This is a genomic window from Caulobacter henricii, from assembly GCF_001414055.1.
Taxonomy (GTDB): domain Bacteria; phylum Pseudomonadota; class Alphaproteobacteria; order Caulobacterales; family Caulobacteraceae; genus Caulobacter; species Caulobacter henricii.
In genome coordinates, this window is sequence record NZ_CP013002.1 from 1,435,515 (window position 1) to 1,448,766 (window position 13,252).

Annotated in this window: 7 protein-coding genes and 1 pseudogene; 6 read left to right on the forward strand and 2 right to left on the reverse strand. The window is 62.8% G+C overall.

What is annotated here, in order from left to right:
- Nucleotides 1–22 precede the first annotated feature (22 nt).
- Both AQ619_RS06755 and AQ619_RS06760 read right to left on the reverse strand, forming a co-directional pair.
- Nucleotides 23–1,369, reverse strand: coding sequence for a sigma-54-dependent transcriptional regulator (locus AQ619_RS06755; RefSeq protein ID WP_062145716.1), 1,347 nt, complete (start codon nt 1,367–1,369; stop codon nt 23–25).
- Entirely contained in the window at nt 1,366–3,126 is a 1,761-nt protein-coding gene (locus AQ619_RS06760) for a sensor histidine kinase (protein WP_236849541.1), read from the reverse strand. Before AQ619_RS06760 ends, AQ619_RS06755 begins: the two co-directional genes overlap by 4 nt.
- A gap of 324 nt (nt 3,127–3,450) precedes the next feature.
- Here AQ619_RS06760 and AQ619_RS06765 point away from each other — a divergent pair, with 324 nt between their 5' ends.
- From AQ619_RS06765 to AQ619_RS06785, 6 genes and pseudogenes are all read left to right on the forward strand, one after another.
- Nucleotides 3,451–4,782: a dicarboxylate/amino acid:cation symporter gene (locus AQ619_RS06765; protein ID WP_062145720.1), complete on the forward strand. Its 1,332-nt coding sequence runs from the start codon at nt 3,451–3,453 to the stop codon at nt 4,780–4,782.
- Between the two features lie 37 nt (nt 4,783–4,819).
- Complete coding sequence (locus AQ619_RS06770) at nt 4,820–7,882, forward strand: TonB-dependent receptor plug domain-containing protein (protein WP_062145723.1); 3,063 nt, start codon at nt 4,820–4,822, stop codon at nt 7,880–7,882.
- A gap of 78 nt (nt 7,883–7,960) precedes the next feature.
- Nucleotides 7,961–9,307 (forward strand): hypothetical protein, encoded by a 1,347-nt coding sequence (locus AQ619_RS06775; RefSeq protein ID WP_062151358.1) that lies wholly within the window; start codon nt 7,961–7,963, stop codon nt 9,305–9,307.
- Nucleotides 9,308–9,573: 266 nt separating this feature from the next.
- Nucleotides 9,574–9,729 (forward strand): annotated as a pseudogene (locus AQ619_RS19535) (LacI family DNA-binding transcriptional regulator); the annotation flags it as partial.
- A 96-nt stretch (nt 9,730–9,825) separates the two neighbouring features.
- Entirely contained in the window at nt 9,826–10,596 is a 771-nt protein-coding gene (locus AQ619_RS06780) for a substrate-binding domain-containing protein (RefSeq protein WP_378109173.1), read from the forward strand.
- A gap of 184 nt (nt 10,597–10,780) precedes the next feature.
- The gene (locus AQ619_RS06785; RefSeq protein ID WP_062145727.1) at nt 10,781–13,234 is read left to right on the forward strand and encodes a TonB-dependent receptor domain-containing protein; all 2,454 of its coding nucleotides are present in this window, start codon (nt 10,781–10,783) and stop codon (nt 13,232–13,234) included.
- The last annotated feature ends 18 nt before the right edge of the window (nt 13,235–13,252 follow it).

Consider the following 13,252-nt stretch of genomic DNA (forward strand, 5'->3'; position numbering starts at 1 on the left):
GGCCGCCCAATGCGACTTTCCACTATCGTTGGCGGTAAAGGGCAAGGTCGATCCCGTGACGATCGACCTTGTCATAGAAGGTCTTGCGCGGGATGCGCAGCACTTCGAGGGTCGCGCGGATATCGCCTGCCGTTGCGGTCAGGGTGTCCTCGATCACACGCGCCTCATAGGAGGCTACGCGCTCGGGCAGGGGCGGATGCTCCGCCATAGTGCTGGAGTCAGCCTCGTCAGCCAGTCCCAGTGCCACGCGCTGGGCATAATGCGCCAGTTCCCGGATATTTCCGGGCCAGCTGTGATTGTGCAGCCGCCAGCGCATCTGGTCGGTGACAACCGGCTGAGGACCGTCCAGTCGCTCACAGGCTCGGGCCAGAAAATGGGCAAACAGCAAGGGAATATCGTCGCGCCGCTCGCGGAGGGGCGGGATGCGCAGGCGCACGACATCGAGGCGATGGAAAAGGTCCGCCCGAAACAGCCCGCCTGATACGGCCTCGGAGAGGTCTGACTTGACGGATGCCACGACGCGCAGGTCCAGGGTCTGGACCTGGTTGGAGCCCAGCGGCGTGATCTCGCGTTCTTCCAGAACCCGCAGGAACTTGCCCTGAGCTTCGAGGGGCAGGGTCTCGATTTCGTCGAGAAAGAGCGTACCCCGGTCGGCCTGCTGGATGCGGCCGACCCGTTGCCGAACCGCCCCGTCAAAAGCGCCCAGTTCGTGACCGAAAAGCTCGCTATTGAGCGCGGCGGAGGGGAGGGCTGCGCAGTCGACAGCGACAAAAGCGCGATGGCACCGGCGTCCCCAGTTGTGCAGGGCGCGGGCGGCCAGTTCCTTGCCAACGCCGGTCTCGCCCTCGAGCAAGACGTCGACATCGGCATTGGCCAGCTGACGGAGGGTGGCGCGAAGGCGGTCCATGATCGGCGTCTGGCCGATCAGTGGCCAGTCGGTCTTGGCACTCTCGGCAGTGCTGCGAAGAAGACGATTGTCCAGAACCAGCCGACGCTTCTCCAGAGCGCGGCGGATGCTGGCTACCAGTCGTTCTGGACCATAGGGCTTGGCTACGAAGTCATAGACCCCTGCCTGCAGGGCCTCGACCGCTTCGGCGATGTCGCCATGGCCGGTCACAAGGATCACGGGAAGGTCGGGGTCTTCATCCTTGAGCTTCTGAAAAAGCTGCCGGCCATCCATGCGCGGCATCCGGATATCGCTGACGACCGCGCCCGGGAAGTCGCGCCCCAGAACTCGCAGCGCGGCCTCGGCCGAGCTGAAGGCCAGGACCTCGAAGCCGGCCAGTTGCAGCGCCTGGACATTGGCGGCGCGCAAGTCGTTGTCGTCGTCAATGAAGGCTACCTTGTTGACGGGGACATCAGGGATCATTTGGCTTTCCGAAGCGTGATGGCGAAGACCGCGCCGGGTGAATTCGCGGGCTCCAGGGTCAGCTCGCCGCCAAACTCGGCCACAATGTCGCGCGAGATCACAAGGCCAAGGCCCAGGCCTCGAAGCTTTGTGGTGGCGAACGGAATAAACAGGGTCGCCGCAGTGCCCTGACTGACCCCGGGGCCGTTATCGGACACCAGCAAACGGACCAGACCGCGCCGCAAGACGACCCTGAGCGTGATGCGCGGGGTTGCGGTACCTTCCAGGGCCTCAACGGCATTCTGCAGCAGATTGACCAGTACCTGTTCGAGTCGAAAGCGCTCGGCCAAAACGCGCTGGTCTTCCAGGTCGCCGAGACGATCAATCGTGACCCCGTGTTGGCGCAGGCGTGCCCCCATCAACAACAAGGCCCCATCAATGGCGTCGCCCAGGCGCATGGACTGAGGCGGTGCGTTGGTTTTGCGGGCAAAGGAGCGCAGCTCGTTGGTGATCACGCCGATGCGTTCGGTCAGGGACGAGATCTGGCCAAGGTTTTCGCGCGCGGGACCCGGCTGCTGGCGATCCAGGAAGACGGCGGCATTGTCGGCATAGGCGCGGATGGCGGCGACGGGCTGGTTGATTTCGTGGGCCACGCCTGCAGCGATCTGGCCCAGCGTCGCCAGCTTGTTGGACTGCACCAGCTCATCCTGCATCAGCTGGACGTGGGCCTGCGCACGGTGTCGCTCATCCATTTCGACGAGCAGCTGGTCATTGGCCCGACGAAGCTCGGCGGTGCGATCCTCCACCCGGCCTTCCAGTTCGATGCGGGCTGCCTCCTGCCGCGCAGTCCGGGCAGCCGATAGGCCCCTCCAGCGCAAGAGGGCCGCGCAGATCCCGGTCAGCACCACGGCCATGGTGAAGGCCAATACTCGCGCCGCCGTCATCGCCGTCTGCAGCGCAGGACCGGTCGGGGTCAAGGTGAACACCGTCCATCCCGAGGCTCCCACTGGTGTACTTGCCGCCATGAAGCGCGTGGATGACATCCTTGGCGCGCTCCCGTTCACCAGGGTGGGCTTGCCCCCTGCCACCAGGTTGTCGCTCAGGGGCAGCGAGGAGAAAGCTGCTTCGCCAAACTGGTGACTGGCGCGCAAGGCGTCCTTGGTCTTGGCGGAAAGGGGGGCAAGCATGGCAAACCGCCAGTCTGGCACGCTGGTCACCAGCACCACACCGTCCGGGTCTGCGACGAAAGCAGGCTCCGAGGCCGACCAGTCCTGCTCCAGGGCCTCAAACTCAACTTTCACCACGACCACGCCGGCGACCCCCACCGCGTCATTGACCCGGCGCGACATGAAAAGACCCGGCCGCCGACTGACCGTGCCCAGGGCAAAGAGCTCGGCAACGCCTGAGCGCATGGCGTCCTGGTAATAGGGTCGAAAGCCATAGTGAGAGCCGACGAAGCTGGTCGGTCTGCGCCAATTGCTGGCGGCAATGGTCATGCCCTTGTCGTCCAGCACATAGATCACTGCGGCCCCTGTGCCCTGGCTCAGGGTCTCCAGTTTGCGATTGAGGGCGTCGATGCGAGCGGGTTCCAAATTGCGCAGGGTCGAGGCGACGTCGGGGTCCTGGGCCAGCACGAAGGGCAGGGAGCGGTACTTCGCCAGCTCGCTGCGAAGGACCGCCGCGTGCAATACGGCCGAAGAATGGGCCTGCCGCGCCAGATCCTGACTGACACGCCGGCCGGCCAGTTGTCCGGACGACAGGGTTGCGATGATGGTCATGGCGGCCGCGGCTGCCAGGAAGAGCATCCAGCGTCGGACTACCGGATCTTTTAGCCGGCCCCTCAAGACTCCCGGAGACGCCTTGGTCCTGTTTTGTGCGGATTTTCGCACAAAACCATGAAGCTTGAGGCGGAAATGCGCTCGCTCCATAGGGCCCGTTTCCGGGGTTTTTGCCGAAAAATCTTTTGCGGACAATGGAATACGAAACTCGCGTGATTTGCTTGCGCCAAGGCTGGCGACAAATGATCGTCCTTTAAGGCTCCGGTACCAAGGGGCTTCAAGGGACGGAAGCGCGACCGCATTGGGTCGCAGGGCAAAGCAAACATGCGTATCGACTCGACCATGCCGGCTCCACGAAAGGGCCTCCATCGGCAGCTCTATGCCCAGGTGCTTGTCGCGATCGTCCTCGGTGCCGCGATCGGCCATTTCTGGCCTCAGATCGGCGAGAGTCTGAAGCCCCTTGGCGATGCCTTCATCAAGTTGGTGAAGATGGTCATTGCGCCGGTGATCTTCCTGACGGTGGTGACCGGCATCGCCGGAATGCGCGATCTGGACAAGGTCGGCCGGGTGGCCGCCAAGGCCTTCACCTATTTCTTCTTCTTCTCGACCCTCGCCCTGATCCTGGGGATGGTCGTCGCCAACCTGGTGCATCCTGGCGCCGGAATGAACATCGATCCAGCCAGCCTCGATGCCGGTAAGGTCGCCAGCTATGCGTCCAAGGCACACGATCAGTCGATCGTCGGCTTCCTGATGCACATCATCCCCGACACCGTGGTCAGCGCCTTCGCCGACGGCGAGATCCTGCAGGTGCTGTTCGTCTCGATCCTCTTTGGCCTGTCCCTGGCCATGGTTGGTGAGCCGGCCAAGCCGGTGGTCGATTTCCTGGAAAGCGTTGCCCAGGCCTTTTTCAAGCTCGTCCACATCGTCATGCAGGCCGCGCCGATCGGGGCCTTCGGTGCCTTCGCTTTCACCATCGGCAAGTTTGGTCTTGGCTCCATCGCCAATCTGGCCGGCCTGGTGGCGACCTTCTACCTGACCTCGTTCCTGTTTGTTGTCGTGGTGCTGGGCCTGGTGGCCTCGGCCAACGGCTTCTCGATTTTCCGCCTCATCCGCTACCTTCGCGCTGAGATCCTCCTGGTGCTGGGAACCAGTTCGTCAGAGGCCGCCCTGCCCAGTCTGATCGAGAAACTGGAAAAGGCCGGCTGTGCCAAGTCCGTGGTCGGGCTTGTGGTGCCCACCGGCTATTCGTTCAATCTGGACGGCACCAATATCTATATGACCCTGGCGGCGCTGTTCATTGCGCAGGCCTGCAATGTGCCCCTGACGATTGGCGACCAACTGTTGCTGCTGGGTGTGGCCATGATCAGCTCCAAGGGCGCGGCCGGCGTCACCGGTGCCGGGTTCATTACACTCGCGGCCACGCTGTCGGTGGTGCCCTCGGTGCCCGTGGCCGGAATGGCCCTGATCCTGGGCGTTGACCGGTTCATGTCCGAGTGCCGGGCCCTGACCAATTTCATCGGCAATGCCGTCGCTACCGTTGTGGTCTCGCGCTGGGAAAAGGCCCTCGACACCGAACAATTGAAGATCGCCCTGAGCGGGTCCGGCGATGTGTTGCCTTCCGCGCAAGCGGGTCCTGACGCGGCGCCAGCACCTTAGATTTCAACAATAAAAACAAGAATGTAGGGGAGTTTCTATGCAAACCAAGTTTCGTAACAGCTTGATCCAGGGCGTCGCATTCGCTGCCCTGCTGTCGACCGCCGCCTACGCTCAGCCGGCCACATCCGGCGAAGACGCCGTCAAGGTCGAGGAGATCGTCGTCGTTGGCAGCCAGATCAAGGGTGCCAAGACGACCGCCTCGCTGCCGGTCACGGTGATGGACAATAGTCAGATCATCGCCACGGGCGCGGTGTCGGGCGATGACCTGTTCCGGTCCATTCCGATCATGGGCGATGTGTTCATCAACCCCAGCAACGCGGCCCAGACGAGCAATTCGACGCGGGGCGATGTCAATTCGATCAATCTGCGCAGCCTGGGCGTCGGCAACACTCTGGTGCTGCTCAACGGCCGTCGCCTGGTGTCACATCCGACCAGCCAGTCGTCGGGCACTGTCCCGCTCCTGGGCTACAATGCCAACGCCATCCCTACCGCCAATCTAGAACGCCTTGAGATCCTGCGCGATGGCGCTGCGGCCATCTATGGTGCCGACGCGGTCGCCGGTGTGGTCAACACCGTGCTGCAAAGTGACTTCGACGGCCTGACGGTCGACGCGCAGTATGGCTGGGCCGAAGGAACCCACCGCAAGGAGTACAGCAGCAACATCTACGGCGGAAAGAACTTCGCCGATGGCCGCGGCAACATCTCGATCAACGCCAATTTCACCGAGCGCACGGCTCAACGGCCCAGCGACCGGCCCTATACCGCCAACCAGGATCTGCGGCCGCTGTTTGCCGGCTTTACGGCTTTTGCGGGCAGCGCAGCGCCCGATAACCGGGGCAACCAGAACTCGTTTGCCAATTTCACCGTGGTCGGCGCTGGCGGCATAGTCAGGCAGGGCACGACGGCGCTCACGACGGCGGCCGGCGCAGGTCACATCCAGCCGAACAACATTGTTGGCTGTGGGGCCCAACTGAGCAACGGCCTTTGCCTGGGGTCAGGCAATCTGGCCACCGCAAGCACGGCCAACTTCCTGCGCTATAACGCGCCGCAGAACGACGCCATCACTGTCGCACCGAAGATCAGCCGCCAGAACGTCTTCTTCAACGGCCATTTCGACATCAGCGAGACCCTGACCGCCTATGGCGAGCTTGGTTACTACCATGCGCAGTCCGAAGCTCTCACGACCCAGGGCACGAGCCTGGTGGCGATCGGTGTGCCGGCCAGTAACTACTTCAACCCCTTTGGCATTGCTGTGTTCGCCAATGGACAGGTCAATCCGAACCGGCTCGCCAATCTGTCGACCAATGTGCCCGCAACAGGCCGGGCGGTGACCTTCACCAACTATCGCTTCAATGATCTGGGTCCCAACAAGGTTGAGGTCGAGAACTATCAGACCCGCTTCCTGGCTGGCCTGAAGGGGGAGAAGTCCGGGTTCAATTGGGATTCTGCGATCCTCTATTCCAAGGCCGATGCCAAGGACGAGTCCGATGGGATCGATAGCAAGCAGCTCGCCGCCCAACTGGCGCTCTCGACGCCCGATGCCTACAATCCCTTCAACGGCGGTTGCCTTGACGGGGAGGGCGGGCGCGACTGTACGCCCAGCTCCAAGGCCGCTTTGGATGCCATTCGCTTCCGTCTGAAGCGTCATTCGACCACGACCCTGACCCTGGCCGATTTCAAGGTTTCCAAGCCTGACTTGCTGACCATTTGGGCCGGTGATGTCGGTGTCGCCGCAGGTGTGGAGTTCCGTCACGAAACCCAGCAGGATCGCCGAGATCCGCAGGTGGATGGTCGGACGCCCTTTACCGATCCGGTCACAGGTCTGACCAGCAACAGCAATGTCACGGGCGTCAACGACACACCCAGCACCAAGGGCTCGCGCGATGTCGGCTCGGCCTTCATCGAGTTCGCCCTGCCGCTGGTCTCGCCCGAGATGAACATCCCGCTTGTGCGTCGCATCGACGTGCAACTGGCTGGGCGCATGGAAGAGTACAGCGACTTTGGTTCCGTCGCCAAACCGAAGGTTGCCTTCGCCTGGGATGTCGTCGACGGCCTGAGGGTGCGGGGCTCCTGGCAGCAGGGTTTCAGAGCGCCAAATCTTGAGACCACCAACCCCTTCAGCTATGCGCGGACCAATACCGTCACCGACTACTATCGTTGCGAAGCCGACCTGAAGGCAGGCCGGATCGCCACCTTCGGTGCCTGCTCGCGCGGCGTCGGCATTCGCTTTACGACGGCGGGCAATCCCAAGCTCAAGGCCGAGGAAAGCGAGAGCTATTCGGTGGGGCTCGTGTTGCAGCCGACCTTTATTCCTGAACGCTTTGGACGCTTCACCTTCACGGCGGATCGGTGGCAGATCGAGCAGGAGGGCATTGTCGGAACCCTGGGTTCGCGCAACATCGCCGTGCAGGACTACCTGGCCCGCCTGAGTGGAGCCAGCAACGAGAATGTCATCCGCGCGGCGCCGACGGTTGATGATGTCGCCTTCTTTGCGGGTACGGGCCTGGCCCCGGTCGGCCAGATCCTCGAGATCCGCGACCAGTTCAAGAACCTTCAGCCCCAGACGGTCAGTGGTGTTGATCTTGGCCTGGACTGGAACCTGCGCACCAAGTCTTACGGTCGCTTCTCGGTCAATATCGACGCCAGCTATATGGACAAGTTCAGCCAGGAACTGGCCCCGCCGATCCAGGCTCTTTTTGACGCGCGCGCGGCTGGAAAGATCAACCCGGCCACGCCGCTGTCCGATCCGAGCGACCTGCTGCGCAAGAACGGCAAGCCGGAATGGAAGGGGTCGAGCACGATGACCTGGCGCGACGGTCCCTATCAGATCGGCGCTTCGGTCCTCTACACCAGCTCGATGCAGGACACCGATCTGCTGGCGGTTGACGGCACGCCCTGGAGGGTCAAGTCCCTGACGACGGCCAACCTCTATGCCCAGTATCGCTTCCAGTCCGAAGGGCTGCTTTCGGAGACCCGTCTGCGCTTGGGTGCCCGCAACATCTTCGACAAGGATCCTCCCCTGTCGTCTAGCGGCTATATTGGATCGATCTACAACCCCTATGCTCGCTACTGGTATCTCAACGTCAGCAAGTCGTTTTAAGGCTTGAGGTGCGACCGGTCGTCTGCCTTCCAGGCTGAGCGACCGGTCGCACTGTCCTTCAAGTGTGAGTTCGATCCGATGACGCCGATGTTCCGGACTGTACGCCGAGCCACTCTGGCCCTTGCCCTCACGCTTGTGGCCAACGGTGTACGGGCCCAGGAAGCCAGGACCTGTCCTGAAGGTCTGCCCGCCGAGACGCGTTGTCTGTCCGGCCAGGACGCCAATGGTGCCTGGTACTGGATTGCCATTCCCAAGTCCTGGAACGGCTCACTGGTTCTGCACACCCATGGTGGTCCGCGCCTGAAGGCACCAACGCCCGACGACGCCATTGAGGACCTGCAGCGCTTTTCGGTCACTGTGGCCGAGGGGTTTGCCTGGGCCGGCTCCAATTATCGCCGCTCCGGCTTCGGCACACGCAGCGCCGCCGAAGACAGTGACAATCTGCGCAAGATCTTCTGGGAAAAGTTTGGCCGCCCAAAGCGCACCCTCCTGCATGGCCAGTCCTGGGGTGCCAATGTCGCGGCCCGCGCGGCTGAGCTGTATGGCCAGGGTGCGGATGGTCGGCCGGTCTATGACGGCGTCATTCTGACCAATGGCGTGCTGGGCGGCGGCACACGATCCTACGATTTTCGCGCCGATCTTCGGGCGGTCTATCAATACTACTGCGGCAACCATCCGGCGGCAGGAGAGCCTGCCTATCCGCTTTTCCAGGGCTTGCCAGTGGGTTCAACCTTGAAGAACAAGGATCTGGATGAGCGCCTCAATGCCTGTACGGGCCTTGACAAACCCATCGGTGAGCGGACGCCACAGCAGGCAACGGCCTTGAGGAACATTCTGGCCGTCACCCGCATTCCCGAGCGGACGCTGGGCAGCCACCTTACCTTTGCCACCTTCACCTTTGCCGACATCGTCAATCTGCGCCTTGGCGGAAAGAGCCCGTTCTCAAATATCGGGGTCAAGTACAGCGGCTCGGACGATGACGCTGCGCTCAATCGCGATGTCCAGCGTTTCGGCGCTGACCCCGAGGGCTTCCGGAATCTTGCCGAGGACAGTGACATGACCGGCAAGCTGACCGTGCCGACCCTGACCTTGCACGCCATCCATGATCCGACCGCATTCGTCGAACTGGAACATGCCTTTCGCGACACCGTCGCAGCAGCCGGGGCCTCTGACCGGCTCGTCCAGGCCTTCACCTCTGAACACGAGCATAGCAAACTGGCCACGCCGGAGTATGCGGCCCTGCTGCGCGCCATGACGGCCTGGATAGAGCAGGGGGCAAAGCCATCGCCTGCCGCGTTGGCGTCCCTTTGCGCCTCGGCTGTGGCAACCTATGGCGAGGCCTGCCATTTCGATGTCGACTACTATCCGCCTTCGCTGTCGAGCCGAAGCTACGGGCGTCACAAGCCGAGCCTTGATCGCCGTTGAGTTTGAGGTCCGGTCAGGCGAGTGAGATGGGGCGCTGGATTAGCACGGGGCCTCCCAGCCAGGAGTTTAGCCAGCGGCCAGAGTGGGACAGAGAGGGCTTCGCCGGGGACTTTGCCAGCCGGTGAAGGGTCTGGCGAATGGGAGGTCTGGCAGAGCATGGCGTGCGCGCATGAAACCTCAGGCCCTCAGCGGGCCTGACAATCCGGTTGGCCTTTCCAAAGCTTAAGGGGTGGTCTCGACGGCGCGGGCTGTCTTATGTTGCCGCCATGACGTCCAAAGCCATGACCGCCAAGCCGCGCCTGAAGATGGCAGACATCGCCCGCATGGCTGGCGTTTCGACCTCGACCGTTTCGCGTGCTCTGGCTGGTAACACCCTGATTCCCCAGCCCCTTCGGGAGCGGATCGTCGCTCTGGCCCTTGCGGAGGGTTACGTCGTCAATCAGCAGGCCCGGGGTCTTCGGCTGCAGCGTACCCAGACGATCAATGTGGTCATTCCCCTCGGGCATGATGCCGATCAGATGATCTCTGATCCATTCTTTCTGGAGATGGTCGGACGCCTCGCCGATGAAATTACCCTGCGCGGTTACGAAGTGCTGCTGACCAAGGTCCTGGCACCGACCCAGGGCTGGCTTGACCGGATCATTCAGCTCAATCGATCTGACGGTCTGCTGATCATTGGGCAGAGCAATCAGCACCAGGCCTTGAACGCCGTGGCCGATGCCTATGGCCCCTTGGTGGTCTGGGGCGGTGACTTGCCCGACCGGCGCTATTGCACGGTCGGCGTCGACAATGTCGCAGGCGCGCGTCTGGCGGTGGAGCATTTGATCGGGCTGGGCCGTCGGCGCATCGCTTTCCTGGGTCTTCCCGAGGCTCCTGAAGTTGGCTTGCGGCGCCAGGGCTATCTTGGGGCTTTAGAGGCGGGCGGGATTGCAGTGGATCCGGCGCTGACGGTGCCGGCCCATTTCAGCGGCGAGCCTGAACTGGAAGGTATCCAGTACCTTCTATCGGCGGGCGTGTCGCTCGATGCCGTTTTCGCAGCCTCTGATGTGATTGCACTGGGTGCCATTCGCGCCCTGGCCGAGGCCGGCCTGAGGGTCCCGGAGGACGTCTCGGTCGTAGGATTCGATGACGTGACCGTTGCGCGTTACAGCTGGCCGCCCCTGACAACCATCCGTCAGGACCTCGGGCGTGGGGCACGGGAAATGGTCAATCTTCTGTTTGCCCGGATCAATGGCCAGGCCACAGACTCGGTATTCATGGCTCCGGAATTGGTCGTCCGCCAGACTTGAAGGCCTTGGCGCTCTCGATGAATTTTTCCCTTCTGGCGTAAGGAAAACGCCGGGCAGCCCCAAAACCGCCGAAGAATTGCGCTTGCAATCGATTGCAGAGTCGTCATTCTCCTGTCTCAGACATCCGGGAACGATCCCAGGATGCGGCAGTTGGCGCCAATGAGCGCGTGCGGGAGGAAACACGATGGGGACCAAATCAATCCTGATGGCCAGCGCAGCTCTGGTGCTGCTGGCGGCCGGATCGGCTCAGGCCCAAACGGCCGAAGCGAGTAGGGACGACGTCCTGGCCCTTGACGGCGTGATCGTTACCGCGTCGCGGGCCGGGGTGACCAAGATGACGTCGTCGGTTTCGGTCAGTTCGCTGTCGTCCGAACAGATCGCGGCCCAGGCCCCGCGCTCGACCGCTGAAATCTTCCGCGGCCTGCCCGGCATCCGCTCGGAATCGACCGGCGGCGAAGGCAATGCCAACATCGCCGTGCGCGGCCTGCCGGTCGCCTCGGGCGGTGCCAAGTTCCTGCAGCTGCAGGAAGACGGCCTGCCGGTCATGGAATTTGGCGACATCGCCTTCGGAAATGCCGACATTTTCCTCCGCGCCGACGCCAATGTCAGCCGCATCGAGTCGGTTCGTGGCGGCTCGTCCTCGACCTTCGCCTCCAATTCACCGGGCGGCGTGATCAACTTCATCAGCAAGACCGGCGAAACCGAAGGTGGTGCTGTCGCCCTGACCAAGGGGCTGGGCTATGACCACACCCGCCTCGACTTCGACTACGGCGCGCCGATCAGCGACACCCTGCGTTTCCACCTCGGGGGCTTCTACCGCGAGGGCGAAGGTCCGCGTCAGTCGGGCTATACCTCCGAGAAGGGCGGCCAGATCAAGGCCAACCTGACCAAGGACTTCGAGAACGGCTATATCCGCCTGAACGCCAAGTATCTGAATGACCGCGCGGTCGGCTATCTGCCGATGCCGGTCCGGGCGTCGGGCACCAATGGCGATGCCAGCATCGGGTCCTTCGCCGGCTTTGACATCGGCCATGACGACATCCAGTCGATCTACCTGTCGAGCAACCCCGGCCTGGACGGTGATGGCAACCGCCGGATCAGCAAGGTCTCGGACGGCATGCACCCCGACAGCCTGCAGTTCGGCCTGGAAGCAAGGTTCGACGTCGGTGGCGGCTGGTCGCTGGAGAACCGCTTCAAGGTCGCCAGGACCTCGGGACGTTTCGTCTCGCCGTTCCCGGCCGAAGTGGCCACGGCTTCGAGCCTGACGACCTCGATCGGTGGCACCGGCGCGACCCTGCGCTACGCCAACGGTCCCAAGGCCGGTCAGTCGATCACCACACCATCCAGCCTGAACGGCAACGGTCTGGCGATGCGGGTTCACATGTTCGACGTCGAGATCAATGATTTCGGCAATGCGATGAACGACCTGAAGCTTTCGCGCAGCTTCGAGTTCGCCGACCTGTCGCCGGTCGACGTGACGGTCGGCTACTACAAGTCGAGCCAGACCATCGCCATGGACTGGCTGTGGAACACCTTCCTGATGGAAGTGAAGGGCGACAATGCCGCCCTGCTGAACGTCTATAACAGCGCTGGATCGCTGCTGACCCAAGGCGGCCTCGTCGCGTACGGCGTGCCGTTCTGGGGTAACTGCTGCACCCGCCGCTACGACGTCACCTATGACATCGACGCCCCGTATCTGAGCCTGGGCACCAAGGTCGGGGCCCTGACTCTCGATGCCAGCCTGCGCCATGACAGCGGCAAGGCCCGTGGTCGATATGCCGGCGCCAAGCAGGCGACCAACCTCGACGTCAATGGCGACGGCGTGATCCAGCGGACTGAGGCCAGCGTGTCGGTCATCGTCAATGCCAACGCCTCACCGGTGGACTATGAGTGGAACTACACCTCTTGGTCGGTTGGTGCGAACTACCAGTTCAACCCCGACCTCGCCGCCTTTGCCCGCGCGAGCCGCGGTGGACGCGCCAATGCCGACCGCCTTCTGTTCGGCAAGGTGGCAGCAGATGGTTCGGTGGCCAAGGCCGACGCCGTGGACATGGTCGACCAGATGGAAGTCGGCGTGAAGTATCGCCGCGACGGCTTCGGTCTGTTCGCCACGGCCTTCTGGGCCAAGACCGAAGAGCAGAACTTCGAAGCCACCAGCCAGAAGTTCTTTGATCGGACCTACCTGGCCAAGGGTATCGAACTGGAAGCCAGCTACCGTAACGGTGGCTTCTCGGTGACTGGCGGTGCCACCTATACCGACGCCTCGATCGACAAGGATGCACTCAGCCCCGCCGTCGTCGGTAACACGCCGCGCCGTCAGGCCAAGTGGATCTACCAGGTTGCCCCGACCTATGTCTGGGACAAGGTCACGGTCGGTGCCAGTGTGATCGGGACCGCCAGGGCCTATGCCCAGGACGACAACCAGCTGGTCTTCCCGGCCTTCGCCCAGGTCAATGCCTTCGCCGAATACAAGGTGTCGGAAGGCCTCAGCCTGTCGCTCAATGCCAACAACCTCTTCGACGAAGTTGGCCTGACCGAGGCTGAAGAGGGCGCGATCACCGCCGGAACGATCAATGCGATCCGTGCACGGTCGATCAATGGCCGGACCGTAACCGCGACCCTTCGCTACAGCTTCTAAGACCAACCCTGCGGGCTA